Origin of the sequence: Proteiniborus sp. (genome assembly GCF_040308045.1) — a bacterium.
Classification (GTDB): domain Bacteria; phylum Bacillota; class Clostridia; order Tissierellales; family Proteiniboraceae; genus Proteiniborus.
The window spans coordinates 24,464-50,267 of sequence record NZ_JAWRHZ010000064.1 but is presented as its reverse complement, the minus strand read 5'-3'; the positions used below and the strand labels follow the sequence as shown (position 1 = coordinate 50,267).

The following is a 25,804-nucleotide window of genomic DNA, read 5'->3' as shown; positions in this document are numbered from 1 at the left end:
CTAATTTGCTTTCATCTTTGGATCTAATGCATCTCTTAAACCATCAGCTAATAAGTTGAAACTTAGCATTAGCACTGCTAAAACAATAACTGGAGCTACAATTATATGTGGATATATCAATATAGACTTGTATCCATCATTGATTAGCACACCTAGTGAAGCCATTGGTGGCTGTATACCTAGTCCAATGAAAGCTAAGAATGATTCATAAAAAATAGAACTAGGAATCGAAAACATGCTCATAACAATAACTTGTCCAAAAATATTAGGAAACAAATCTTTTCTAATTATTTCTAAGGTACTTGATCCTAGTGTTCTTGATGCCAAGATAAAGTCTAATTCCTTTAGCTTTAAAACTTGTGAACGTACAACCCTGCTCATTCCTATCCAGCCTGTTATAACTAGTGCTAAAGAGATTGACAATATCCCCGGATTTAATACCATAACAAACAAGGTAACTACTACAAGATTTGGAATACCGCTTAAGATTTCAATAAATCTTTGCATAAATATATCCACATATCCACCTATATAACCTGAAATAAGTCCATAGCTCATTCCTATAACCATATCTATTGCTAGTGCTAAAAAAGCTATATATAAGGATACTTGAGTTCCAACCCAAACTCTTGTCCAAATATCTCTACCTAAATTGTCAGTACCAAACCAATAATACACTTCGTCAAATCCATTTTCTTTATACACATTTACTCCATTAATTTCTCCATCGAATATACCAAGCTTTTCAATTACTGGTATTCTAGGTGGCAGGTTCATATGTTCTGTTTTTATACTTTTATAAGTATGAGGATTCATTTGTGGTCCTAAAAAGGCTAATGCAATAATTATTGATATTAGTATTAATCCTATTAATGCACCCTTATTTTGGCTGAACCTTAAACTAACGTCTTTCCAAAAACTTACTCCCTCGTAAACAACATCAGTTTGTATCTTTTCATCTCTAAAAACTCTTTCAAAGGAGCTGTTATGAAAATATGTTCTTAAGTTTTCCATTAGTTTGCCTCCTTTGCTACACGAATTCTAGGATCGATTATCCCGTATAAAACATCTATTATCAACATCATTAGAATATAAAACATACTATAAAAAAAAGCTATTGAAATTACTACATTAAAATCATTTACACTAATTGCAGTTACTAACAAATCTCCAATGCCAGGTATTCCAAAAATCCTTTCAGTAACTAGAGAGCCAGTCATAAGACTTACAGTAATTGGTCCTAGTACTGTAACTACTGGTATCAGTGCATTTCTTACAGAATGTCGCATAATTACATTTTTAGCCTTTAATCCTTTTGCTTCTGCTAATAAAATATATTCAGAACCTAGCACTTCTACAAGCTCTGTTCTCATGAATCTAGCAACTGTTGCTATAACAAACATGGATAATGCAATAGTTGGAAGAATGCTTGACTCAAAAGACTTATAAATATCATAGGTAAAAGGAAAAAGTTTTAATTTGTAACCTAAAAAATAACTTAGCCCTAACGCAAACACATATGATGGCACCGATATTCCGATTACGGCAAATACTGTTGTTAGAGTATCTATTTTCGAATTCTTCTTGATTGCAGCTATAATTCCAAAAAATAGTCCTATAAACGAACCTAATATTAGAGCCTGTATACCTAACTTTACGGAAATAGATAATCTGCCTTTTAATAAATCAGATACAGGAGCATCTTTTTGTATTGTATAGGAGTTTCCAAAATCGCCTTTCAATACAATGTTTTTCAAATATGCTATATATCTTATATATAATGGTTTATCTAAGTTGTATTTTTCATATAACAGAGTACGCTGTTCAGGGTTTAGCTTTTCATCATTGAATGGAGAACCAGGCATTAACTCCAGTAATAAAAAAAGAACTGTTAAAATAATAAATAATGTGACTAATGAAATAATCAATCTCTTCTGAATATATTTAAGCATATCAATCAGCTCCTTTCTGCGCTTAATAGAATAGCTATAAGGTAGGCCATAGACCTATTTAGGCTATGGCACTTATGCTATATTTTCCTAGTACTTTTATTAATTTAAAAATACAAATGTGCTTTATATACATAAATCAATGCTACTATTCATTTATTTCCACGTTTTTATAAATAAATGTTGTTCCAACACTATGATTCTCTATACCTTTTACTTTAGGATTAATCAATAAAGCAGAGCCACTCTGATAAATTGGAGCTATTACAGCATCATTCTCTAATAATATTTTCTCAGCTTCCTTCATAGCTTCCCATCGTCCTTCTGGGTCACCTGCTAACTTACCGCGGCTAGCATCATTTACATACTTATCGTAGTCTTGATTTGAGTAATTAGGAGTATTTTGAGATGAATCACTTAAGAATAATTCCAGGTAAGTTAGTGGATCCGCATAATCTGGACCCCAACGAGTAATACCAACTTCAAAGTTTCCTTCACGCATTAACTGTAGGCGATTTTTCTTTGGCTGTGCCTTTAGTTTAACAGTTAAACCTGGTAAATTAGTTTCAAGTTCTGCTTGAATAAACTCTGATATTTTCTTAACTGACTCTGCATCATCAAACAGTATTTCAATCTCAGCATTATCTTTTCCTAGCTCTGATTTAGCTTTATTCCAATACTCTAATGCTAACTCTTTATCATACTTAGAATAAGTGCCTGAAGTTTCACGGAAGTCTTTTCCGTCAGGTCCAGTTGATAATCCTATAGGAACAAAAAAATCTGCTACTACAGAACCATCATTTAATATTTTATTAGCAATATGTTCCTTGTTAATTGCATGACTAATTGCCTTACGTACATTAACATTATTAAATATTTCTTTATCTTGATTAAATGACATGTACCATGTAAATCCGCCACTTACTTGATTAAAGCTTGGCTGTGATTTGTATTTGTCAACAAGCTCAGATGATAGTTTCACAACATCTAGTTCATTTGACTCAAATTTCAACGCTGCAGTTTGATTATCTTTTATAATACGAAATTCTATTCCATCAATCTTTATATTCTTAGAATCATAATAATCTGGATTCTTGTCTAGTTTATATCCGTAACCTTTGTTCCATTCAACAATTTTGAATGGTCCATTAGCTAATAGATTTTCTGGCTCAAGAGCATACTTTTCACCATTTTCTGTTACAAATTTTTCATTCAATGGGAAAAATGGTGCAAAAGTAGTAAGAGATCTAAAGTATGGTGTTGGTCTTTCTAATGTTACTTTCAAAATGTACTCATCAATGGCCTCTATTCCTAACTCTTCTTTTGGAAGCTCTCCAGCTACGACTTTAGCTGCATTTTTTACTCCTGCAACGTCCATAATAAAATTATACGTACTTGCAGTTTTAGGATCTACTAATCTCCTCCAACTATATACAAAATCTTTGGCTGTTACAGGATCACCATTTGACCACTTTGCATCTTCTCTAAGCCTAAAAGTATATGTTAAACCGTCATCGCTTACCTCATCTGATAGGGCTATGGCTGGAATGATATTTCCATCCTTATCCAAAGTATTTAATCCTTCAATTGTTGCTGCAATTGATTCGAAGGACAATTCATCTGTAGCAACATGTTGATCCATAGATTCTAAGTCAACATCCTTTGCTAATCTTAAGTATTTTTTACTACCTACTGTAGTGTCTTGTCCACATCCAGATAAAAATAATGACAATACCAATGTTAAAGCTAATACAATAGTTATTAATTTCTGTGATGATTTTCTCATATTAATGTAGATCCTCCTTTGTTTTTTTTTGAATTTTCTCTAGAGAATTTTTTATATAATAGCTATTATATATAGCAAATATTTGACTGTCAATAAGAAATTTTCTGAATTTTGCATGTTATCGTTTTCCTTATTCATATACTAAAGCCTAATCTAGCTGTGTTCTCGCTTGTTAATTTGTTCCACCCTCGAATATTTAGAGGCTTGTCTTCTTTTTGATTTTTTAATTAATTATTTTATTTATTGTGCTTATTGCAATTAATATCATGCAAACTTGCATATCTTCTTTCAAAATTAAAAACCGTTCCAAGCAGTTGCGGTCCTTCTACTTTACTATTATATTTTTTTAGCTTCAATTTAGTCAGTATTAAAGGCAATAATGGAAATATTGTTTGAAAGGGTATAGCATAATAAGACCAAGTTTGATAGGTGAATTTATAAAATTCGCTTGTACCACTAAACATAAACTGAACAAGGTTTAACATGAAAATTCCTAAGGGTGTTGTAATAAATATATATTCATCAAATCCAAAAAGCTTGCTTACACCTTTAGCTGAACATAAGAATAAAATTGAAATTATTAAGCCTTTAACAAAAGTCTTTGCAACTACTTTTTTCTTTTTTCCTTAGATGTCTCACTATCTTTCTTTGGAAATATCTTTTAGAATAGTCTATTCCTTGAATATTCGTTAAAATAATTGGTTTAATAATACTTTTGTATATCAATTCTTTGTCTATCATTCCAACTACAGAAATTAAGCAAATCCTTATTTTTTTATCATAAATATTTTCAATAATTCTATAGTTTATATCTTCATGACTTTTAAGTATTTCCTTAAACAACTCAATGTTGCTATCTAGACTATTAGTTAGTAATAAATTTTCTACCAATTTTACCATCTTATCCTATTTCTTCTTATTATTATCTAAAAAGCAAATTTTACTCATCTCGTTTAAGTCTTCATACAAAAAATAACCTAGGCAATATGCCTAAGTTATTTTTCAACTCTTATTCTTTTTTTATTCTATATTCTGCAATTAGAAGATCTACCATTCTACCATAACTTTTTACCCCATCTTTTTGGTTATTGGATTTTAAATATGCATTGTTCATTTTGTTAGAGGCTCTTTCTATAGGGCCTTCATATTTTGCCCAATATCTATTAATTCCAATTAAATCTTCTTTTACGTTCTTGCTAAGTTTTTCATAAAGCTCGATGTATTTTTCTCTATCACTACTATAAAGAGCATTCATAGAGTGAGTTAAAGCTAAAATATAGCCCGAATACTGAAAATCCAAGTCTGGATGAAACTTGCATGTTATATAAGCTATGTAATTTGCCTCATCTTCACGAGCAAAACCTCTCTGATGTGCCATTTCATGTGTAACTGTTGAAGGTAGTGAAATATATGGAGTATCTATGTTCACATTAGCTTCTCCAGTAAAAGGAAAATATATGCCTGTTATCCCCATATACGACATGGCTTTAGAAAAAAAGACAGCTTTAGGTTTACCATAATTGCCCCCTAATTCCGGATATATATTTTTAGCTACTTCATAACCTTTATAGGCATTTTTTAGTATGTATCTATAATCATTTTCTGCTGTTCTATTTTTTTTACTTAAATCTATTTTTTCTCGCAGTTCATTTACTTCGCTTATTAAGTCATTACATAAGGATTCCAATTCTTTTATAGTTGCTTGCCTCGTATTAATGTTTGCTATTTTTGAAAATGGCAAGCGATAATAATTAATTCCCCATAAAAAGTTAAATGTAAAATATATAATACTAAAGATAATTAAAATCTTTTTAGAAAATAATAACATACAATTTATTTTTATCTCTTTTATGGCAACTTTATAAATAATCCACATTATTGATATAATAATAATTATTATTCCAAGTATTACTATTACTTCTGCTAATGAAAAGGGTAAAATACCAGTAACTATACTAATAAAAGTTCCTAAGTATAAGTATATTCCACTTGAGTAGAATTTTTCGACTATATTAGGATTTTTTTGTGATACATAAACTAAAATAAGCCCAATAGGCAGTAACATAGTAAACCATATACTATTTATTTTTCTCTTTGCTTTCATAAAAATCAAACCTTCCCTGTTCTTAGAGTCAAAAAAACATAATTTTAAGATAACAAAATTATCCGAATCATTCTAAAGGCATATTTTAATTTTATAATATAAATATATTACTATCAATAATTTATTTTTTTATTCACCAAACATGAATTGTTTGTAGAATTTATGAAATAATATACAGGAACAATATAATATTAAGGAGTGTGAAACTGATGGCTAGAGTGCAATTTTGTGAAAATAATTATGAGCAAGGAGCAGAGGAAGTTATTCAAAAGCTAGAAAATGATGGAATAGAATTTGAAGTAGAGTCTTGTTTAGGATATTGTGGAGAATGTGCTATGGAGCCTTTCGCTTTAGTTGATGATGAATTAATTGAAGCAGATACTCCAGATGAATTATACAATAAAATTAAAGATATATTAGAACAATATAGATAGACAAAACTATTGTTTATAGTTTTATTTATAAAAAGACAGTACCCTATACTGTCTTTTTTAATGTTTAAACATGCTGAAATAAAGATTAATGGCTAATGAGAAACTCAACTTTCTTGCAATGCTAATAAATTCTTATATTATTGGGAAAAATGGACCATATGTAAAATGTCAAGGAGGTATTGTATGATAAATATTAATATAAACAACAAGGATTATAAAGTTTCAGAAAACATCACAGTACTTGAAGCTTGTAGACAAGTAGGCATAAATATCCCCACTTTATGCTATGATGAAAGACTAGAACCTGAAGCTTCATATAATATATGTGTTAAGGTATTCAATGAAGAATTTGCTGAAATAGCTATAACAAGCAATAATAAGAATCAAGAAAGTAAGATTTTAGAAGAGCTAAAATATGTAAAAACTACATGCTCATATTGCGGAGTAGGCTGTCAAATGGAACTAGTAGTTAAAAATGAAAAGGTAGTAGATGTAAAGCCTGTTAACGTATTACCGAATAAGGGATTACTTTGTGTTAAAGGTAAAAGCAACTGATATAATTGATGAGGATGTATTGTTTATGCCATTCCACTTTTCAGATGCACGAGTAAACTATCTAACAAATTCAGAAGTAGATCCACTGGCGAAAATACCAGAACTTAAGGTAGCTGCAGTAAGAATAGAAAAGGCTAATTAAATAATTATAATTAACATTAAAAGGGTGTGCTAATCAACAATTCTGCACGCCCTTTTACACATAATATATAAATTCCTTAATTCTTATATATATCTGTTCTATTGCTGTTGATTATATTGAGGTTCCTCACTCTTTACAAAATTCACTCTGTTTTGGAGCATTTGAGCCATATTTTCTGCATTCGTAGCTAGCATGTTGAACATTTGTTTTGCATTTTTGTCATCTGTATCCATTGAAAAAGTCTTCAAGTCTGCTGATAACCCTTTAGCACTAGCCAAAGCCTGTTCAAGTTTATTTATTGTGGTCATAACATCACCCCTCATTTTTTGATTTTCAAAGGTAGTATTTGCATTATTTTTAAAAATATTAATAAATATCGGGAGTTTCTATTTCTCTATTTTTGACATTTACAAAAAGTTGTCCTGTTGAATCATACTGGGCTAAAAGAACTTCATCAAATCTTCCAACCTCAAAGGCTTGAAGCTGTTCCAATAACCATTTCCTGTCTTTTTTTATAAATGTAAGATTTTTCTCGTCTATTTCTCCATCAATAATAAGTGGAAAGCTTAGATTAACAGGTGATGTCGGTATCCCCATTTCCTTTGGAGTAACAGGACTAACCTGGGAGCTAGGTATTACAGACATCTTTCCACTAGGCTCTATTATGGCGTATTTAATATCAGATACGTTTTGATAACCTTTAATTCTAAGCTCTGACATAAGTAAAGGTACATTTATACGAGCTTTTCTTAACACCCTTTCAATTATTTTTCCATCAGCAATGACTATTATTGGTTTAGAATCAATATTATAAAAAAACCTCTTAAGTGACAAAGAACCTAGAAGTAAGGCAATTAGTACTAGGGTGAAAACTCCGACTGTTGCCTTAGATGCTACTTTATAAACTAAAGGTTCTGCTGCAACATTTGAAAGTACCAGCAAAGCTGCTAAGTCATAAGCTGTCATTTCAGATATTGATTTTTTACCCAGTAATCTTACCCCAGTCCATGCTACTAGTAACATAATACTGCATCGCAATATATATATGATTGTATTCATCGAATCCTCCTTAAGGCTCTGGAACAAATTTTATTGCATATTTCCAAATATCTTGAGCTGCTAATATATTACTTAATGTTGTATCTAGTTGTTTTCCTTCAGCTCCCCCAATTATATAGTTAATATGGTTTTCGAAAACAGTATATTCTGCCTCAGCAAAGTTAATCATTATATAGTATTTTTTTATATTCCAAGATTCTTTAATGTCATTAGCTATCTTTGTAACATCATTCCAGTTTTCGTTTCTCGTGTAATATTCAGCTAATCTTAGCTGTTCTATTATATCATTCGCTAATATTAAATCTAAAATCATAAAGTATCCAAGGAATATTATAACAATTAATGAAATTAACATAATATTTACCGTATTATTTCTCATATTCTCACCTCTTTTGACCAATATAAATTTATTATGGCTATAAAAAGGTAATGATATGTATTTATAAGGAGTCACATTAAACGAAAAAAAGAAGGTAGTTTAATAAAAACACCTTCGCTTTTTAAAAAATCTTTACATTTATTTAGTAGCTGTCAATTTTTATTTGTCGATGCAAGACCAAAAAAGCTACCTATAAGACCTAAAATAATACTTATAGACAATGTCATAATAATGTTTCCTTTAATTAAACTCTCGAAAGGTGGAAGGGGTATAAAAGGCAGTGGCCCTGTTGTTTGAATATAAATATATCTAAGTGCAATAGTTCCCATGGCTACCGCAAATATACCTGCTATTAGTGTTAGAAATAATCCTTCTAAAAAGAAAGGTAGCACTATGAAAGATTCTGGTGCACCTAAAAGCCTTAATGTATTAATCTGTTCTTTGTTATTGTATATTCCCTGTCTAATAATATGGGATGTAATGACTAACGTAGATACACTAACTGCTGAAACTACTAGAATTCCTAAAACTCTTATAATGCTTGAAATGCTTCTAAGCCTGTTTAAGACACTTTGATTGTCTCTAATATAATCAATATCATTTATTCTCTCAATTTGCTCAACTATTGAGTTCATTTCTTCTAGCTCAATTTTAACTTCGATAAAGGCGCTAAATGGGTTATGGTCAAAAAATTCTAATATATCAGCATCATTACCCATAATTTCTACCATTCTATTATAGGCTTTTTCTTTATCGATAATGGATACCTCCCGGGCACCATTTATGTTTTCGATTTCATTTAAAATATTGTTAACCTTTGCATCATCCAAATTTTCATCATAAAAAACATTGATTTCTGCCTCTCCTTCAATTAAAGCAACCATTTGACTACTAATCCATACTCCTGAGACTATAATTGAAAGCATAAAAAATATAAATCCCATACTAATAATTGAAAATATATTGGAAAGAAAATTTAGTTTTATAATTGTTCTTGTTTCTTTTAAAAAATAGCTTAAATTCTTAAAAATTTTCTTCATGGCTCAACCATCTCCATTGTATATTTCCTTTGTCAATTTGTATCAATATATCTCCATCAATATTTTCAATTAGGTGAGTAGCATGGGTAGTAATAATCACTGTAGTATCATTATCCTTAAATGAAGCTAATAGTTCTAGAATATTCAATGCATTATCTTTGTCTAGGTTACCAGTAGGCTCATCTGCAATAATTAACTTTGGTTTTCTAGCTACTGCCCTTGCTATAGCTACTCTCTGGCGCTCTCCCCAAGATAGATAATCTACTGATGTATTTGTTTTGTGAGATAGCCCCACTCTTTGAATAGCCTCGTTGGCGTTTGCTCTCATTTGATTTTTATTGAAATCTAAAAAACGCATACCCAGAAGAACATTCTCAAGTACTGTTCTACCCTGAAGTAATCTAAAATCTTGAAAAATCGGTCCCATAGCCATTCGAATTCGCCTAATTTCAGAATTTCTATCCTTCATAACGGGCTGACCTAAGACGCTTAAATGACCAGAGGTTGGATACTCCATACCTAGTAAAAGCTTCAAAAAGCTTGTTTTTCCTGAACCACTAGGCCCAGTGATAAATACTACTTCACCTGACGCTATTTCTACATTAATATTCTGTAATGCCAATGTGCCATCGGCATATCTTAAACATAAGTTTTTTGCTTCAATCATATAAGTTGTCCTCCTAAAAGTTATTAGAAAAATACAGGAGTAATTTGTAATTCTATATTGTCATCATTAATCTTTATAGATTTTAGTTTGTTCTTACCCAAGACCTGGCCTAGGTCAAGCTCCATGTAGCCTTCACTAAATAAATCCTCTATAGTAGTTTTTTCAAGAGGCATTCCAAAAAAGCTTCCTTCATCTACTACAAAAACAAGTCTTTTATTTTCTACAATCTCAAAGTTCCCAGCAAGATAAAGATGTTTATCAGGCATAATAACTTCTAATTTGTTATTAGAGAATTCAAACTCTAACTTCGTTGGAAAAGATTGCTTTGCAATAATTTCTTTAAACGTCTTTTCCTCAATCATTCCTTTAACACTTAAAAGAGAAAATTCAATTTTTATAGCATCTGATGGAAAAGTAGTGTCATAAAGCATATTTGAAAATATGCTAGTAGTTTCAATAAACAATGGTTTCAGCTGTGACCAATATAACTCTACTTCAGCTAAATATTCCTCGTACTTAGTCCTCTCCCCTTCTAAAGATTCTAAATATATTTCTAGTTCTTCCTTTAGAGCAATGTTTTTCTCAAGAGTTTCTTCTAGTTTTTTCTGCTGTTCTTCAACAAGAATAAGCTTTTCTATTATATTATTCTTCTCTGCATCTAATTTACTCTTACTCTCTTGTAGAGATTCTAACAGGCTGTTGGTATTTCTTGTTATGTCTCCTAGTGCATTGAGCCTTTGTAACAAAATCTTCAGACTGTCTGAGCTCAGTATAAGCTCAATAAAAGAACCTGGCCCACTTTTTTGGTAGGCTTTAAGTACATTTTCCATAATATTAAGATTATCCTCATAAGCAAGTGTTTCTACTGTGATAAGATTTTCTATCTTTTTTACTTCTGCATCGAGATTTTCTATCTCCTCTGAAATCTGTGATTTTTTTCTATCCATTTCTTCAATTTCTTGTGTTATTATGAAAAGATTTTCAAGTACTTTTATCTCCTCTTCAGAAACTCCAGCTAGCCTTTCTTGAGCTTCCAACAAAGGTTTATCTTCATTAGGTATATCTGGAGTTGCTATTCCAATATTCGAAAAATAAGATAGCAAGATTATCATAAAAGTCAGACTTATATATATATATAATAAATAATGCTTCTTTCTCATCCTTACTCCCCCATGCAATTAGTAGAACTAATAATAGTATATTCTACATTATATGGCTATTTCCTTTTATAAAAAAATAACACCTAGCCAATCACTTATTGATATGCTAGGTGTTATTTTTCTCTCTATCATTACTTAGGATTATACATGCCTTTACTTTGCATGTAGTTAAAGATTTGCTCTCCGTGTTGTTGCTCTTCTTTTTGAATATGGTTTAGAGCCTGACGAATATTTGCATCTCTAAATTCAAATATTGCTGTATCGTATGCTCCAGAAACATACTTCTCTGTTGATAAAAGATCTGTACATAGATCTGCATCCTGTTGATTTGTCATTCCAGTTTGTCCAGATGCCATATTTTGCATATTTGAATTTTGCTGATTTTGTTGACCTTGTTGTTGATTCATACTAGGTACTTGCCCGTTAAGTATCTGATTAATAGTGTTTAGGTGTTGTTGCTCTTGCTGAGCTAGTTGTGTACATAACTGCTTCAATTGCGAATCTTGTGCTTGTTCTGCATAATTATTATACTTTTTAATACATAATTCTTCTTGACTCTTTTGGTCCTCTAATAAATATCTTTCTTTTTGAGTCAAATGTGACATTTAACCACCTCCTATATATAGAATTTACAATAAAAAAAATTATATTCCTAAATGAACAGCAATAGTACTATTAGCAAAAAGATAATTTTTTGATTTTACGACAAAAATAAAGACTCAGTTCGTGAAAGTACTAAACTAAGTCTTTTGCTATTAGGATAAATATTTCAACAGGACAAAATATAAATGACATTTCAAAATCTATTTTTTTCCTTTTATATAATAATTGTTCTTTATGTCTTCTGGTACTAGACTGCCTCCTGTTGACCAACACATATGAGTGATATTAGCATTTTCATGTTTTTTAGAAATAAGTATAGGACCTAAAAATCCTGCAAGCGCTGAAGGCTCTACAAGAATATCTTCTTCATCAACTAAAGTTGATAAAAATTTATATAATTTATCATCATTTATAGTAAAAGCACCACTTAACATATTCTCTATTATTTTCCCCACAAATGAAGAAGGCCTTCCTACTGCCAAACCATCTGCTGCAGTTTTGTTATCTAAGCCAATATCCTGTACAGAAATTTTATCATGAAGCCCAGTAACTAGACCTAAAAGCATGGCAGGAGAATGAGTCGGCTCTGCAAAGAAGCATTTTACATTATCTCCATACATTAGCTTGAGGCCATAAGCTACGCCACCTGGCCCTCCACCAACTCCGCAAGGAAGATATACAAAAAGCGGATTGTCCTGATTAATAAAAATATTCATATTTTCTAATTGTTTTCTAATTCTTATTCCCCCAACTGCATAGCCTAAAAATAAATTCTTTGAGTTTTCGTCATCTATAAAATAACTGTTTGGATCATCATTAGATAGTTTTCGTCCTTCTTCCACTGCCTTTGAGTAATCAGAGGAATATTCTACTACCTTAGCTCCTTTGTCACGCAAAAGCTCCTTTTTCCATTGTTTTGCATCTGAAGACATATGAACTGCTACTTTAAATCCTAATTTTGCACTTATTATTCCTATACTTAGCCCCAAATTACCTGTACTTCCTACTTGCACAGTATAATTAGAAAAAAATTCTTTGAACTTGTTTTCAGCTAGTATAGAATAATTATCATCATATTTAAGTAAATTATTTTCAAGTGCTAATCCCTCTGCATATTTTAGAACCTCATATATACCTCCTCTTGCTTTTATTGAGCCCGCAATTGGAAGTAAATCATCTCTTTTAAGAATTAGTTTCCCGTAAATTTTCTGGTTATAGTCCTTTTCCATTCTTTTTTTCATGTTGTCTATTTTACTAATTGGTGATTCAATAATCCCATCTATAGTTTCTGGAAATGACTTTTCCAAAAAAGGAGCAAATCTATTGAGTCTCTTCTCAGCATCTAACACATCTTCATAGGAAATTGGCAAAGAATTCTTTACTTCAGAGAAACTTTTATAATTTTCATTAAACCAGATTGTTTCTTCTAGGTGCTTTAACTCATTTAATATTTCTGAATTTTCTCTTTTCATAGCAGGTCCTCCTTAAGATATTGTAATCTCCTTTAAAAATTATCTAATTAACTAAACACTGCCTCTATAGCATAAGAAATACCCGATGAATCCATACATCAGGTTATTACATAAGAATGTTCCTGCACTGTTTAATATAGATAACTTCATCTTTTGGTAGATTTCCTTTATTATCTTTAATTCTAGCATCATCAATGTAAATTGCAATACATTCTACTATAATATCAGGTCTTCCTCCGTCCTGTCCAACACTAATAACTGCGCCTGATTTCTCTTTTCTAATTTCTGGTTAAACTTGCGAAACACAGCAAGTATCTTCATACAGTATCACACTCCTATTTTCATATCATATAAACCATTATTATTTGAAATATTAACATAATAATTGAAACAGGCATTTGCTTTTTAATCACACCATGTGAACCTTCATATATAAAACTACTGTTTGATAATTATTTGTTAAACACTTATATTTATCTCCTTATCTTGTGTATATTTGTTAACTATTTCTATTGATAGTTATTTATCTATCAATATTGCTATAGATTTTACGTTTAAACCATAGATAATTATAGTCGTTTATCAAAACATTATATAACTCTCAAGGGTATTTATGGTAAACATTATTTTAAAGTTTTTTTCATTTTCAAATCTATATCGTAGTTTTCATCAGACCTTCAGGCATATATTCAAGTATTATAACAAGGTAGAACTAGACTTAATTATATGAACAAAATACTTTGTTAATTTATGAACAATATGAATAAAATACTTTACTTATGACCTTTATTCGAGGAAATCGTTTATCTATAAACAAATATGCTATAATTATGGAAGATTACATTTAATTATTAAATGGAGGTAATGACATGAAAAAAACTTTATCAATTTTTCTAGTACTTATTTTAATGGCAACTATGTTAATAGGTTGCTCAACTGAAAAACCCGCTGACAATGCACCTGCAGATACTACTCCTGCAGACAATACTTCTACAGAAGGAGATAACTCTTCTCAAGAAGAGACAGGCATAGTTAAAATGGGACTTGGACATATTACTTCAATAGCTAAATCTAAAGACTTAGATGGAGAAACTCTTCCACTTGGTCAAGTTGACACAATAATCACTGCTGTTGCATTTGACAAAGATGGTAAAGTTGTTAAAGTTACTATTGATAATGCTCAAACAAAAGTAAACTTTGACAAAGACCTTCAAGTTACTTCTGATTTAAATGCTGAGTATAAAACTAAAGTTGAATTAGGTCCAGAATATGGTATGATTAAAGCTTCTAAAATCCAAAAAGAATGGTTCGAGCAAATAGCTGAACTTGAAAAATGGATGATTGGTAAAACTATAGATGAAATCAAAGCTATGAAAGTAAAAAAAGTTGACGATAATCATCCATCAGTACCAGATGTACCAGAGTTAACTTCACTTGTTACTATATCAATTGAAGGATATGTTGCAGCTGTTGAAGAAGCATTTAATAACGCAATCGACGTTAATCCAGGAGCAGAAACATTAGGTCTTGGACATGGTGTAAGCATTGGTAAATCAAAAGGATATTCTATTAAAGATGACAAAGAAACATTACCATTAGCACAAGTTGATACAGTTATGGTTGCTTCTGCATTTGATAAAGATGGCAAAGTTGTTGCTGCATTAATAGATAATGCACAGACAAAAGTAAACTTTGATAAAGATGGTAAAGTAACTACTGATAAAGCTGGCGAATTCAAAACTAAAGTTGAGTTAGGTCCAGAATATGGCATGATTAAAGCTTCAAAAATCGGAAAAGAATGGTTTGAACAATCTAAAGCACTTGCTGATTGGATGACTGGTAAAACTGTAGATGAAATCAAAGCTTTAAAAGTTAAAAAGGTTGATGACAATCATCCATCTGTACCAGATGTACCAGAATTAACTTCACTTGTAACTATGACAGTTCAAGACTATATTGCAGCAGTTGCTGAAGCTTTTGCTAATGCAAAATAAATTTAAAAATATTTAATTTTTTTAACTCCCCCAAATATTTTGGGGGAGTTTTGTTTAGATTAAATTCTTGTTATACATATATAATTTTGTTATTATTATTAAGGGTGATATAAATGAAAAAAGTAGTTATAGGATTTCTGACTTTAGCATTAGTAACCTCTTTTATCATTGGTTGTCAAAAAGAAGAAACAAAACCTTATCAAAAATATAGTGAAAGCTTTTTTGATACCTTTGATACTTTAACTCAAGTTGTAGGCTATACTAAAAGCGAAGAAGAATTTAAATCATATGTAGATAAAATCCATACAAGATTCCTAGAGCTTCATAAGCTATATGATATATACAAAAACTATGACGGAATAAATAACATTAGGACTATAAACGATAATGCTGGAATTAAGCCAGTTAAAGTAGATAAAGAGATAATAGACCTTATTCTTTTTTCAAAGGAATGGTATGAGCGTACAAGTGGAGAAACTAATATTGCCATGGGACCAGTACTTCGTATATGGAGTCAATACCGTGATGACGCAGAATACGACCCTCAGAATGCTAAACTACCTCCAATGGAAGAGCTTTTAGATGCTGCAAAATATACAGATATAAATAAAGTTATAGTTGATGAAGAAAAAAATACAGTATATTTAGAAGATAGTAGAATGAGTCTAGATGTAGGAGCAGTGGCAAAGGGGTTTGCTACTGAAATTGTTGCTAAAGAAATCATGGCAGATGGCTTTAAATCTGGAATGATAAGTGCAGGAGGAAATGTGCGAGTACTTGAAAAGCCTCTTGATGGTATTCGTGAACGTTGGGGCATTGGAATTCAAAATCCTAAAAAATCCATAGTTAGCGATTCAAATCTTCTTGATACTATTTTTATTAACAACGCTTCTGTTGTAACTAGTGGTGATTATCAAAGATATTATGTTGTCGATGACAAGATTATTCACCACTTAATTGATTCTCAAACTCTTATGCCAGGTGAATATTATAGTGCTGTTACAGTATTAACAGAAGATTCTGGCATGGCAGACTTTCTATCAACCACTGTATTTTTAATGCCATATGAACAAAGTCGCAAATTAGTTGATAGCCTTGAAGGGGTAGAAGCCATATGGATTATGAAAGATGGAACTGTAGAAGCTACAGATGGAATGAAAACAATTATGAAAAGTAATGGTGCATCAGGAAGTAATCCTGAATAATTTAAATCTCGCTTAAAATATACCGTTTTATTTAAAAATAGGTAGAGGAATTTAATTTCCCCTACCTATTTTCTCTTTCTTTTCTTAGTCTTTCATGCATAATATTATTTTCTAAGTGTATATGATGAAATGTATCAGTTTCTATTTCTTGCAGCTTTTTATATGTTAGTTCAAAAGTAGCACAACCTGTAGATGGCACTTCATATTGATTAGTAACTTCTCTTAGCTCTTTTAAGATATTTCCCGCAACATCATGTTCATCTTCAGTACTTTCTATTTCACTTACTATTTTGTCAATAAGTTCATTTAAATGATTGGTTTCATATTCCTTTATCATAGGAAATAGAATCTCTTCTTCTTTAATGAGGTGCATTTCTAATTCGGTTTTTAATTGAGAAAATAATTTATGAACTTTTGTGAGAACTTCCCCGCTATCAATGAAATGAACCTTCAGTATTTTAGATACAAGTTTTTCTGTTGCAGGTAATTCTTTTTTTAAAAATGCGTGATGTGTATTTACTATAAAATCAATAATGTCTGTATATTTTGCAGCTCTCCAATCAGTGTCCTCACTTACTCTTGATCTGTATTCTTCATATAAGGCTTCTAGTTGGTCTAAAATTCCTTTTGCTCCTATCCCTTTTTCTCTTACAGCTTCTTCTAATGTTCTATCTCCACCACAGCAAAAGTCAATATGATTTTTCATAAATACTTCAGCTGCTTTAGGAAACATTGCAACTATTTCGCCTAGTCTTTGAGTCTTATTGAAATTTTTTATAGGTATCATATAATTTTTCTCCTCTCATATATTTATTTATGTATATTATAATTCCACTATCGATAATAAATATGTGATTTGAGTCAAAAGAGAAAAACAGAAGATAGATAATTATTTGCTATAGATTATATCTATAGCAATTTTGCTTTGTATTATAAATATCTATAAGTTGGCTACACTAGTTTTGAGGAGGTGATACCATGGCATTTTCTTCTGGTCAAGAGTATATAGTTATCAATCGTAATACGGGAGAAGTTAATTTCTGAGTACCTGATGAAAAAGGCTTCTTTTCAAAGTGAAATGAGAAGCCATCTGCAGTTGGCAGATAGCAAAATTATTTAGTGACATTGTAAAAGGAAAAAGGTTATTAGGATATTTTTTATATTAATATCCTTTTTCTTTTGCTAAGCTTTAACTATGACATAATCCCCATACAAACATATTATGTAATAAATCCCCTATTATCATAAAATAAGGAGTTGTTTGTATGGATGGTTTGGACTTAATACAAAAGACGGCAATGACATTTATTAAGGAGTTCATTTCGGATATTGATAGTATGTCCATGAATGAAAATCTATCGATTAATAATATACAATTATCCTGCTCTGCTTTGAAATGGATATTAGAATCAAGAAATACAATTGATATACCTGAAAGTCAAATTGACGAGGCAATTGACAAAACATCAATATTATTGGCAGCTGTTTATAGAGATAAAGAAAGCTTACCTATAATTGCAGAACTAGCCTTTGAAAGACATAGAAAGAACTGTTTTAATCACGACTTAATATGGGCTTTTTTTGAATCCCAAGACATTAACAGCATTTATTTAATTGCAAATAAGCTACTATCTTCTGATCCAAAGGATGTTGCGTTAGCCCGTAAGCTTTTAAGTTTTGTACCTGGAATAAATGAGACTCAATTTTCAAATAATCAGCAATTGTATTCTTATTTTAACAACTGGTTTGAAGAAAACAGCTCTTTTTTACGCTATACAGGTGAAAGCTATAGTCTAAAAAGTGATCCTATTTTTTATGAAGTAGTATTAGGAGCAAAGTACCTATGTAAGCCTGTTGCTATTGAATCAGGGCAAATCCTTCGGAAATTAGCTACTAATGAACAAATACTTCTAGATGAATTTAAGAAGCTTGACATATATACCCAATCTCTCCTTGCATGGTTTTCTTATAAAATGCACCAGAAAAATAAAAATGAGTGGAATATATGGCTCTCTTATCCTATTCCCTATCAAGTTATGTATGCCAATGCTTGGATAGGAGGGATACAATGATTAGGATATCAGGACGTCAAATAACTCCCGAAAATATTTTCAATCAATATTCTTTAAATAATATCCAAAGAAATATAGTAAACACTATGGCTGCTAGTAATTTTAGATACAATTTTGTGTCATTAGATCAGCTAAAATTCGAGTTAGATTTACGTATGAGCATAATTAATGCTTCAATAAAACTCAACAGTAGTGGTTTAGAGTTTAGAGTGTTTACAAAAACTTTTTGTAATACAGATTTCTGGACTCGTACAAACGAAGGTGGCTTTCTACTAAAAAATAATGTAATACCAAACAATGCAATAGATGATATTTTCAGGAATGGACGAAGATATGGTACTGAGTGTGCTACAGCAATGGTGATAATTTATTATAAGGCTGTACTAGATATGTATCCAGTGGAACTATTCAACTCAATGTTTTCAAATATACAGTTAATGAACTGGCATTATCTTAACAAAAATCTAGGAATAAATAACTATACTAATCAGATAGACTATTTCCCAGGAGATTGTAGATATTTTAAAAATCCTGATGTAAATCCTCTAAGGTCATATTTACAGGGAGAGAATGCAATCGATTTAGGTAATGGAACATATTATGGACATGGAATGGGAATCACTACAGGAGATGATATAATCAGAATACTAAATAGAAATAGAAAAATAGGCGCAACAAGGTCAGCTTATTTGCTAGATTCAGCAACTCGTCCAAATTTTAATTATCTTGCTTCAAGGTATTATGAGTTTATAACAGCATAGATTAATATAACAAATATCATCATAGAACATAATAAAAGTCTTATAAGAAACTACTCATCATCATCATGATTAGTTTCTTTTCTTTATTCTTGTTAGCAGAGAAAATATTAATTCAACATGATAATACTACCTTTAAATTGTTTTGCATTACTATGATAGTTGTTTATTAGTCAAACAAAGAAAGCTGCTCTAGTTTTATGGTTTCAAGATTTGATGCAGTTAACCCAATTAACCTAATATCTTGAGCTATTTCTATTTCATCTAAAAGACTAACTGCAACTTCAAATATATCATTAAAACTACTTATATAGTTATTTAGAGTTTTACTTTTTGTCTGAGTCCGAAAATCCACGTCCTTAATTTTCAATGTTATTGTTTTAGCTTGTATATCTCTATTTTCTAAGGAAGTTTCTAATTCTAATGAAAAGTTGTATAAAAATTTTTTTAATATATCCTTGTTTCTTGTATGATTAGAAAAAGTCCGTTCTGTTCCTATGGATTTTCTTTCACGCTCGATATTGACTTTTCTAGAATCTATGCCTCGAATTCTATTATAAATTTCATTACCAGCTTTTCCAAAAAACTCTGTTAAAAATTCTTCTGACAGTCTCATTAAATCTTCAATTGTATAGATACCTATATCATTTAGCTTTTTAGAAGACTTTTTCCCAATTCCATATACAGATTTTACTGGAAGTGGCAGTAATATGTCTGGTATCATATCCTCTGTTATTATTTTCATACCATTCGGTTTGTTCCAATCAGATGCGAGTTTAGCTAAAAATTTATTATATGAAATTCCTATGGATATAGTTAGCCCAGTATTTTTCATTACTTCTCGCTTTATTTCCTCGGCAATTATTAATGGGTTCTTGTCAATTTTTGAAACATCTAGATAAGCTTCATCGATAGATAGAGGTTCAACTAAGTCTGTAATACTTAACAATATATCAAAAACCTGCTTGGAAACCTCTTTATATCTTTCCATTCTCACAGGCAGAAAACATCCTTTTGGACATTTTTGCTTAGCCATAAAAATGGGCATAGCAGAATGTATACCATATTTTCTAGCATGATAATTTGCTGTAGTTACTATCCCATGATTACTTAGACCACCAACAATAACAGGCAGCCCTTTAAGTTTAGGATTATCATGCTCTTCAACAGATGCATAAAAAGCATCCATATCTACATGAATAATATTTAATTTTCTCGCTTGAGCTAAGTCCTGGAAGGAATAAATTTTTAACACCTCTTTTTTGAGAAATCCTACATATATTATATACAAACACCTGTTCTATGTAAACTAATTATTGCTTTTTTACCTCCTTCCCGCCTTGTAAGTACTTAAATATATAAATCTTTAGAATACTATGCTCTATTTACTTATTGAATAATTCTTTTAGCTCCTGCCAATAAAACTTTAATATTCACCAATGCTATTACCAACATCATAACAATTTCATAAAGAAACCAGTTTTTCACTTCTAACAGCATAACTATGCTTTGTGTAAATATCACGCTCATATTTATTATCAATTTTCCAATATTCCAGGATATTGACATAAACTTTCTTGTACTTATTGCTCTTATTGTTAACATGCAGATATAACTTAAAAGCGTTGCTATAGCCGCACCTTGAATACCATAAACGGGTATTAGTGAGAAATTAAGGATTATATTCACGATTGCACTTATAGCTGTAGTCAACAAGATATATTCACTTTTTTTATGAATCATATATATGCTGCCTAAAAAAGAAGCTAAAGAAGCAAATATAGTTGCCATCACAAGAACAGGTATATATATCCAAGATGAATAAAACCCTGGTGAAGTAAGTATCTTAGTAATTACCTTAGTGAATGTAATAATAACAGATGCTCCACAAAATATAAGTGAGCTATATACATTTAGTACTTTTGAAAAAAAACTTCCTCTATCTCCTTTTTGATGCTCATTAATAGCTGATATTTGCCAAGCATCCATGAAAATCCCTGCAACAATTGTAATAATCGTTGGTACTTTGTATGAAATTGCATACAAACCATTTGCTTCACTTCCCAATATATACGAAAGAATATATCTATCAGACATATTAATAATCCATGTAGATATAGTTGTTGGAATAAGTGGTAAAGAGTATCTAAGCATACTTATAAAAATGCTTTTATTAATGTTACTCAAGCTAATATACTTATAGAGTTTTGCAACAAAAAACAGCATAACAGCTGATATTAAGTCGGATAAAATGGTTGCCAATAAATATCCAGCAACTCCGTATCTTAATACTACCAGAAAAACAATATTCATAATAATAGTCATAATAGTCCTTAAGACACCATCAAATGCATACAACCTAACATATTCCTGAGACCGTATAAAATTTGAGCATAGTGAGTGTAAGCTAGACATTAAAACGAAAAAATAAATATACCTAGTATATTCAGAGATAAACTCGATGCTTTGTAAAATTGGCTCTAGAATAAGAAGAACTGCAAAACCTAAAAGAATTGTTAGTAGTCCTATTGAAAAAACACTTTTTTTGTTAGTATTATTTTCAAGACCAAATCTTATAACTGCGTTTAAAATACCTGCTGACACAATAGGAATTAGAATGTTACAAGTTTGTACTATTAAATCTACCTTTCCATATTCTGCACTTGACAATACCCTGGTATATAGTGGTAACATTAAAAAAACAAGTATTTTAGAACTAAAAGTACCTATTGCAAAAGTAAAAGTATTAGAAGCTAGTTTTTTATATCTATCCATTTCCCTCACCTTATTACTATTTGGAATTTTATATGAATTGTCAAGTAAGTATATTAATAGTACCCCTTAGCATCTCCGTAATCTAAGTATCATACCTAAAAACTACTCAATACTATTATGTACTTAACTGTTTCAAGTATAATATGACCACTTTATACTGTAAAGTAACTTTAAATAATATTTTTAAATAGAATATATATATTATTAAATATTCATCTTCATAGAATGAATAGAGTCCTTGATACATCAAGGACTCCAAATGGAATTATAGTTCTTTATAATTAGAATTATTGGTTAAGCATATATGTTAATAGGTGTTTCTTTATTCTTTATGCAGTTCTTCTTTTATAAACTTCAACACTTCTGCTGCATGTCCCTTAGCTTTTACATTTCTAAACTCCTTTACTAATTCTCCAGTCTTGTTAAAAATAAAAGTAGACCTATCTACTCCCATATATTCCTTGCCATACATTTTTTTAAGCTTCATAACATTAAACAACCTGTGAACTTCCTCATCTTTATCACTGAGCAATAAAAATGGTATGCTCTGTTTTTCTCTGAATTTAGCATGTGAACTTAAACTATCTCGACTAATTCCTAGTATAACAGTATCTAGCTTCTTAAATTCATTATGTAATTCGCTAAATTGTATTGCTTCAATTGTGCAACCAGATGTATTATCTTTTGGATAGAAATAAACAACTACATTTTGTCCTTTAAAATTATCTAATGATATATCAGAGCCGTCAGTTTCCTGTAATTTAAAATAATAATTTGTCATTATTTCACCTCCAGCAATTTTATACCCATTTTAAATTTAAAAAAACTTCTTCATTGAGTAAACTATCTTTATAAATATTTAGCTAATTTTATCTGATACTTAAGCTTAAATAAATTTAACTGTAACTACTAGATGCTCCTAAAAAAGCTAGTCTGTTTTTCTCCCTGAGTTAAGATACAGTGCTAAAAATTCTTCTGGAAAAAAGAAACTTTCATTATTAATAAGTAGTTCTTGTATTGTATCCTTAGAAATAGAAGATTCTTTAAATTTATTGATTTCCTTATGAATACTCTCCATTTTCTTATCTAATTGCGCTACAGAATCAGCTGCTTCTTTAAGTTCATTCAGAAGTTTTTTTGGGACTTCTTTATTATACTTATAGTAAATTTTATGCTCTAAGCTTGCCCAAAAATCCATTGCTATAGTGCGTATTTGAACCTCTACACATATATCCTCAACTCTATCAGACATGAAAACAGGTACTTTCAAGATTAAATGTAAGCTTTTGTATCCATTAGGCTTAGGGTTTTTAATGTAATCCTTACATTTAATTGTTTTTATGTCTTCTTGACTTTGTAGCATCTCACTTATTCTGTAAATGTCAGAAATAAATGAACAAGTAATTCGGATACCTGCTATATCATGAATATTTTCTCTTATGGTAGATAATGAAAGCTCATAACCTTTCCTATATACTTTTTTTAATATACTTTCAGGTGTTTTAATTCTAGATTTAACATGTTCAATAGGATTATAATCATGAATATACTGAAATTCTTGCTTTAATATATCAATTTTTGTATTCAACTCGTCTAAAGCGAATTTATAAGACATCATAAATCTAGTTAATTCTGTTTTCAAATGTTTTAATTGATTTAAATCCACAGTTGCCTTCTCTTCCATTTTCATTAGCTCCTTTTGTTTGTTCATATCAAAATTTTGTTCTATAAAAAATCTTATCTCTAAAGTGTACAAACATTGCCAAAATTTTTTTATACTTAATTCTCATGATTAGTTAATTTTGTTTTTTCTCACAAGCTTATATATTCTAAAACAATCTATCTTGACAATATTCTCATAAATTCGTCTCCTGTTATAGTTTCCTTTTCAATAAGATATAATGATAATTCATGAAGCTTGTCCATGTTATCCTTTAATATATTGATAGCTTTCTCATGTGCTTTTTTTATGATATCAAGTACCTCTTCATCTATTTTTGATGCAGTTTCTGGCGAACATAATAAAGAATGGTCTCCCCCAAGATATTGATTAGAAACAGTTTCTAAAGCCATCATATCAAAATTTTTACTCATACCCATTCGAGTTACCATGGAACGTGCCATCTTAGTTGCCTGCTCAATGTCATTGGAAGCACCTGAAGTATATATGCCAAAAACTAATTCCTCAGCAGCACGCCCACCTGTAAAAGTAGTAATTTTATTAAATGCCTCATCTTTGGTCATCAATACATTTTCTCCCTCTGATACTTGCATAGTATAACCAAGAGCACCTGATGTTCTCGGAATTATTGTAATTTTGTGTACAGGTGCAGATTCAGTTTGTTTTGCAGCAACAATAGCATGTCCTATTTCGTGATATGCAATAATCTTTTTTTCCTTTAGTGAGATTACAGCACCCTTTCGTTGATATCCAGCAATTACTACTTCTACTGCCTCTTCCAAGTCACCCTGTGTCACAAATTTACGACCACATTTTACAGCCCTTAAAGCTCCTTCATTTATGATATTAGCAAGCTCTGCACCTGATGCTCCAGAAGTTGATCTTGCTATGGCATTTAAGTCTATATCTTTATCTAACTTTACAGCTTTAGCATGAACCTTTAATACTGCTTCACGCCCTGCTAAATCAGGTAATTCTACAGGTATACGACGATCGAATCTTCCTGGTCGAAGTAATGCCTTGTCAAGCGATTCAGGACGGTTAGTTGCTGCAAGAATTACAACACCCTTTTCTCCACTAAAACCATCCATTTCAGTTAATAGCTGATTTAATGTCTGTTCCCTTTCATCATTGCCTCCAATACTGCCATTATCACGTTTCTTACCAATCGTATCAATCTCATCAATAAATACGATGCAAGGAGCCTTCTTCTGAGCCTGATTAAAAAGATCACGTACTCTTGCTGCTCCCATACCTACAAACATCTCAACAAATTCAGAACCAGAAATTGAAAAAAAAGGAACCTTTGCTTCCCCTGCAACGGCTTTTGCAAGAAGTGTCTTACCAGTACCAGGAGGCCCCACTAATAAAGCACCCTTCGGCATAATGGCGCCTATTTCTTTATATTTCTCTGGATTATGGAGAAAATCTACAATTTCTGTTAAGGCTTCCTTAGCTTCATCCTGTCCTGCAACATCAGAAAAAGTTTTACCTGTCTGTGCTTCAACATAGACCTTAGCATTGCTTTTCCCAAAAGTCATAGCATTTCCACCCATTTTCTTTCTTATTGAGTTTGCAAAAATCTGTCCAATTCCTATAAAAATAGCAGCAGAAATTATCCAATTCAATAGTGGCGAAGTTTCTTTTGGTATGACTTTTGAGAACTTAACTTTTGCACCATAAAGGCGATTAGCTAGCTCTAAATCATCCATACGACCAGTAACATATACTTTTTCATTACCTTTTTCATCAAGTGCTATAAAGGCAATATAATTATCTTGTACTTCTACAGCTTTTACTTTCCCATTCTCGATTTGAGTCAAGAATGTTCCATAGTCCACCTGAGTAATCTGTTTCCTTAATATAGATGGAAAAACAAACGCATTTAATAGCATCACAATAATAATTGCGACAATATAATAATAAATAATTGGCTTTTTAGGATTTTTTTGTTCTTTCATAACACAAT

Annotated in this window: 27 protein-coding genes; 7 read left to right on the top strand and 20 right to left on the bottom strand. The window is 30.8% G+C overall.

Annotation, left to right across the window (positions count from 1 at the left end):
* From opp3C to ABV008_RS14440, 5 genes are all read right to left on the bottom strand, one after another.
* Positions 1–1,014, bottom strand: coding sequence for an oligopeptide ABC transporter permease (gene opp3C / locus ABV008_RS14460; RefSeq protein ID WP_352420542.1), 1,014 nt, complete (start codon positions 1,012–1,014; stop codon positions 1–3).
* On the bottom strand, positions 1,014–1,952 hold the full coding sequence (locus ABV008_RS14455) for an ABC transporter permease (protein ID WP_352420541.1): 939 nt from the start codon (positions 1,950–1,952) through the stop codon (positions 1,014–1,016). Before ABV008_RS14455 ends, opp3C begins: the two co-directional genes overlap by 1 nt.
* A 145-nt stretch (positions 1,953–2,097) precedes the next feature.
* The gene (locus ABV008_RS14450) at positions 2,098–3,735 is read right to left on the bottom strand and encodes a peptide ABC transporter substrate-binding protein (RefSeq protein ID WP_352420540.1); all 1,638 of its coding nucleotides are present in this window, start codon (positions 3,733–3,735) and stop codon (positions 2,098–2,100) included.
* Between the two features lie 588 nt (positions 3,736–4,323).
* Positions 4,324–4,626, bottom strand: a complete 303-nt coding sequence (locus ABV008_RS14445) for a hypothetical protein (RefSeq protein WP_352420539.1) — start codon at positions 4,624–4,626, stop codon at positions 4,324–4,326.
* 118 nt (positions 4,627–4,744) lie between these two features.
* Positions 4,745–5,839 carry a DUF3810 domain-containing protein gene (locus tag ABV008_RS14440; protein WP_352420538.1) on the bottom strand — a complete coding sequence of 365 codons (1,095 nt, stop codon included), beginning with the start codon at positions 5,837–5,839 and terminating at the stop codon, positions 4,745–4,747.
* 209 nt (positions 5,840–6,048) lie between these two features.
* Between ABV008_RS14440 and ABV008_RS14435 the strand changes: the two genes are divergently transcribed.
* The 3 genes from ABV008_RS14435 to ABV008_RS14425 all read left to right on the top strand — a co-directional run bounded on the left by ABV008_RS14435 (position 6,049) and on the right by ABV008_RS14425 (position 6,970).
* Positions 6,049–6,273, top strand: a complete 225-nt coding sequence (locus ABV008_RS14435; protein ID WP_352420537.1) for a YuzB family protein — start codon at positions 6,049–6,051, stop codon at positions 6,271–6,273.
* A gap of 183 nt (positions 6,274–6,456) precedes the next feature.
* Positions 6,457–6,828 carry a 2Fe-2S iron-sulfur cluster-binding protein gene (locus ABV008_RS14430; protein WP_502929792.1) on the top strand — a complete coding sequence of 124 codons (372 nt, stop codon included), beginning with the start codon at positions 6,457–6,459 and terminating at the stop codon, positions 6,826–6,828.
* Positions 6,806–6,970, top strand: a complete 165-nt coding sequence (locus ABV008_RS14425) for a molybdopterin dinucleotide binding domain-containing protein (protein ID WP_502929791.1) — start codon at positions 6,806–6,808, stop codon at positions 6,968–6,970. The genes ABV008_RS14430 and ABV008_RS14425 overlap by 23 nt, the downstream gene beginning before the upstream one ends.
* Before the next feature lie 98 nt (positions 6,971–7,068).
* Here ABV008_RS14425 and ABV008_RS14420 read toward each other — a convergent pair whose 3' ends face one another.
* The 9 genes from ABV008_RS14420 to ABV008_RS14380 all read right to left on the bottom strand — a co-directional run bounded on the left by ABV008_RS14420 (position 7,069) and on the right by ABV008_RS14380 (position 13,633).
* Positions 7,069–7,278, bottom strand: a complete 210-nt coding sequence (locus ABV008_RS14420) for a DUF1657 domain-containing protein (protein WP_352420536.1) — start codon at positions 7,276–7,278, stop codon at positions 7,069–7,071.
* Between the two features lie 58 nt (positions 7,279–7,336).
* Positions 7,337–8,029, bottom strand: a complete 693-nt coding sequence (locus ABV008_RS14415; protein ID WP_352420535.1) for a DUF421 domain-containing protein — start codon at positions 8,027–8,029, stop codon at positions 7,337–7,339.
* A gap of 10 nt (positions 8,030–8,039) precedes the next feature.
* Positions 8,040–8,408 carry a hypothetical protein gene (locus ABV008_RS14410; RefSeq protein ID WP_352420534.1) on the bottom strand — a complete coding sequence of 123 codons (369 nt, stop codon included), beginning with the start codon at positions 8,406–8,408 and terminating at the stop codon, positions 8,040–8,042.
* 152 nt (positions 8,409–8,560) lie between these two features.
* Complete coding sequence (locus tag ABV008_RS14405; RefSeq protein WP_352420533.1) at positions 8,561–9,448, bottom strand: cell division protein FtsX; 888 nt, start codon at positions 9,446–9,448, stop codon at positions 8,561–8,563.
* Entirely contained in the window at positions 9,432–10,115 is a 684-nt protein-coding gene (locus tag ABV008_RS14400) for a cell division ATP-binding protein FtsE (RefSeq protein ID WP_352420532.1), read from the bottom strand. The genes ABV008_RS14405 and ABV008_RS14400 overlap by 17 nt, the downstream gene beginning before the upstream one ends.
* Before the next feature lie 23 nt (positions 10,116–10,138).
* A complete protein-coding gene (locus ABV008_RS14395) occupies positions 10,139–11,275 on the bottom strand; it encodes a coiled-coil domain-containing protein (protein WP_352420531.1) in 1,137 nt (378 codons plus the stop codon).
* Positions 11,276–11,406: 131 nt separating this feature from the next.
* A complete protein-coding gene (locus ABV008_RS14390) occupies positions 11,407–11,880 on the bottom strand; it encodes a spore coat protein (RefSeq protein ID WP_352420530.1) in 474 nt (157 codons plus the stop codon).
* A gap of 198 nt (positions 11,881–12,078) precedes the next feature.
* Positions 12,079–13,350, bottom strand: a complete 1,272-nt coding sequence (gene dsdA, locus ABV008_RS14385; RefSeq protein ID WP_352420529.1) for a D-serine ammonia-lyase — start codon at positions 13,348–13,350, stop codon at positions 12,079–12,081.
* Positions 13,351–13,456: 106 nt separating this feature from the next.
* Complete coding sequence (locus tag ABV008_RS14380) at positions 13,457–13,633, bottom strand: pyroglutamyl-peptidase I family protein (protein WP_502929794.1); 177 nt, start codon at positions 13,631–13,633, stop codon at positions 13,457–13,459.
* 586 nt (positions 13,634–14,219) lie between these two features.
* On the opposite strand from ABV008_RS14380, the gene ABV008_RS14375 reads away from it, so the two are divergent.
* Together ABV008_RS14375 and ABV008_RS14370 are read left to right on the top strand one after the other, a co-directional pair.
* Complete coding sequence (locus ABV008_RS14375; RefSeq protein ID WP_352420528.1) at positions 14,220–15,344, top strand: hypothetical protein; 1,125 nt, start codon at positions 14,220–14,222, stop codon at positions 15,342–15,344.
* A gap of 113 nt (positions 15,345–15,457) precedes the next feature.
* Complete coding sequence (locus tag ABV008_RS14370; RefSeq protein ID WP_352420527.1) at positions 15,458–16,549, top strand: FAD:protein FMN transferase; 1,092 nt, start codon at positions 15,458–15,460, stop codon at positions 16,547–16,549.
* A gap of 61 nt (positions 16,550–16,610) precedes the next feature.
* Here the strand turns inward: ABV008_RS14370 and ric are convergent, their stop codons facing one another.
* Entirely contained in the window at positions 16,611–17,336 is a 726-nt protein-coding gene (gene ric, locus ABV008_RS14365) for an iron-sulfur cluster repair di-iron protein (protein WP_352420526.1), read from the bottom strand.
* A 478-nt stretch (positions 17,337–17,814) separates the two neighbouring features.
* Here ric and ABV008_RS14360 point away from each other — a divergent pair, with 478 nt between their 5' ends.
* Together ABV008_RS14360 and ABV008_RS14355 are read left to right on the top strand one after the other, a co-directional pair.
* Complete coding sequence (locus tag ABV008_RS14360; RefSeq protein ID WP_352420525.1) at positions 17,815–18,621, top strand: hypothetical protein; 807 nt, start codon at positions 17,815–17,817, stop codon at positions 18,619–18,621.
* Positions 18,618–19,382 carry a protein-glutamine gamma-glutamyltransferase gene (locus ABV008_RS14355; protein ID WP_352420524.1) on the top strand — a complete coding sequence of 255 codons (765 nt, stop codon included), beginning with the start codon at positions 18,618–18,620 and terminating at the stop codon, positions 19,380–19,382. Before ABV008_RS14360 ends, ABV008_RS14355 begins: the two co-directional genes overlap by 4 nt.
* A 166-nt stretch (positions 19,383–19,548) precedes the next feature.
* Here the strand turns inward: ABV008_RS14355 and ABV008_RS14350 are convergent, their stop codons facing one another.
* The 5 genes from ABV008_RS14350 to ftsH form a co-directional block, all read right to left on the bottom strand.
* On the bottom strand, positions 19,549–20,583 hold the full coding sequence (locus ABV008_RS14350) for a DNA polymerase IV (protein WP_352420579.1): 1,035 nt from the start codon (positions 20,581–20,583) through the stop codon (positions 19,549–19,551).
* 185 nt (positions 20,584–20,768) lie between these two features.
* Positions 20,769–22,154 (bottom strand): lipopolysaccharide biosynthesis protein, encoded by a 1,386-nt coding sequence (locus tag ABV008_RS14345; RefSeq protein ID WP_352420523.1) that lies wholly within the window; start codon positions 22,152–22,154, stop codon positions 20,769–20,771.
* Between the two features lie 322 nt (positions 22,155–22,476).
* Positions 22,477–22,935, bottom strand: a complete 459-nt coding sequence (locus tag ABV008_RS14340; protein ID WP_352420522.1) for a peroxiredoxin — start codon at positions 22,933–22,935, stop codon at positions 22,477–22,479.
* Between the two features lie 147 nt (positions 22,936–23,082).
* Entirely contained in the window at positions 23,083–23,865 is a 783-nt protein-coding gene (locus ABV008_RS14335) for a GTP pyrophosphokinase (protein ID WP_352420521.1), read from the bottom strand.
* 128 nt (positions 23,866–23,993) lie between these two features.
* Positions 23,994–25,796 carry an ATP-dependent zinc metalloprotease FtsH gene (ftsH, locus tag ABV008_RS14330; protein ID WP_352420520.1) on the bottom strand — a complete coding sequence of 601 codons (1,803 nt, stop codon included), beginning with the start codon at positions 25,794–25,796 and terminating at the stop codon, positions 23,994–23,996.
* Positions 25,797–25,804 lie beyond the last annotated feature (8 nt).

Bases quoted from the DNA above. Each gene is read 5' to 3' on its own strand.
- opp3C (WP_352420542.1), bottom strand. From the start codon at position 1,014: ATGGAAAACTTAAGAACATATTTTCATAACAGCTCCTTTGAAAGAGTT.
- ABV008_RS14455 (WP_352420541.1), bottom strand. From the start codon at position 1,952: ATGCTTAAATATATTCAGAAGAGATTGATTATTTCATTAGTCACATTA.
- ABV008_RS14450 (WP_352420540.1), bottom strand. From the start codon at position 3,735: ATGAGAAAATCATCACAGAAATTAATAACTATTGTATTAGCTTTAACA.
- ABV008_RS14440 (WP_352420538.1), bottom strand. From the start codon at position 5,839: ATGAAAGCAAAGAGAAAAATAAATAGTATATGGTTTACTATGTTACTG.
- ABV008_RS14435 (WP_352420537.1), top strand. From the start codon at position 6,049: ATGGCTAGAGTGCAATTTTGTGAAAATAATTATGAGCAAGGAGCAGAG.
- ABV008_RS14430 (WP_502929792.1), top strand. From the start codon at position 6,457: ATGATAAATATTAATATAAACAACAAGGATTATAAAGTTTCAGAAAAC.
- ABV008_RS14420 (WP_352420536.1), bottom strand. From the start codon at position 7,278: ATGACCACAATAAATAAACTTGAACAGGCTTTGGCTAGTGCTAAAGGG.
- ABV008_RS14415 (WP_352420535.1), bottom strand. From the start codon at position 8,029: ATGAATACAATCATATATATATTGCGATGCAGTATTATGTTACTAGTA.
- ABV008_RS14410 (WP_352420534.1), bottom strand. From the start codon at position 8,408: ATGAGAAATAATACGGTAAATATTATGTTAATTTCATTAATTGTTATA.
- ABV008_RS14405 (WP_352420533.1), bottom strand. From the start codon at position 9,448: ATGAAGAAAATTTTTAAGAATTTAAGCTATTTTTTAAAAGAAACAAGA.
- ABV008_RS14400 (WP_352420532.1), bottom strand. From the start codon at position 10,115: ATGATTGAAGCAAAAAACTTATGTTTAAGATATGCCGATGGCACATTG.
- ABV008_RS14395 (WP_352420531.1), bottom strand. From the start codon at position 11,275: ATGAGAAAGAAGCATTATTTATTATATATATATATAAGTCTGACTTTT.
- ABV008_RS14390 (WP_352420530.1), bottom strand. From the start codon at position 11,880: ATGTCACATTTGACTCAAAAAGAAAGATATTTATTAGAGGACCAAAAG.
- dsdA (WP_352420529.1), bottom strand. From the start codon at position 13,350: ATGAAAAGAGAAAATTCAGAAATATTAAATGAGTTAAAGCACCTAGAA.
- ABV008_RS14375 (WP_352420528.1), top strand. From the start codon at position 14,220: ATGAAAAAAACTTTATCAATTTTTCTAGTACTTATTTTAATGGCAACT.
- ABV008_RS14370 (WP_352420527.1), top strand. From the start codon at position 15,458: ATGAAAAAAGTAGTTATAGGATTTCTGACTTTAGCATTAGTAACCTCT.
- ric (WP_352420526.1), bottom strand. From the start codon at position 17,336: ATGATACCTATAAAAAATTTCAATAAGACTCAAAGACTAGGCGAAATA.
- ABV008_RS14360 (WP_352420525.1), top strand. From the start codon at position 17,815: ATGGATGGTTTGGACTTAATACAAAAGACGGCAATGACATTTATTAAG.
- ABV008_RS14355 (WP_352420524.1), top strand. From the start codon at position 18,618: ATGATTAGGATATCAGGACGTCAAATAACTCCCGAAAATATTTTCAAT.
- ABV008_RS14345 (WP_352420523.1), bottom strand. From the start codon at position 22,154: ATGGATAGATATAAAAAACTAGCTTCTAATACTTTTACTTTTGCAATA.
- ABV008_RS14340 (WP_352420522.1), bottom strand. From the start codon at position 22,935: ATGACAAATTATTATTTTAAATTACAGGAAACTGACGGCTCTGATATA.
- ABV008_RS14335 (WP_352420521.1), bottom strand. From the start codon at position 23,865: ATGAACAAACAAAAGGAGCTAATGAAAATGGAAGAGAAGGCAACTGTG.
- ftsH (WP_352420520.1), bottom strand. From the start codon at position 25,796: ATGAAAGAACAAAAAAATCCTAAAAAGCCAATTATTTATTATTATATT.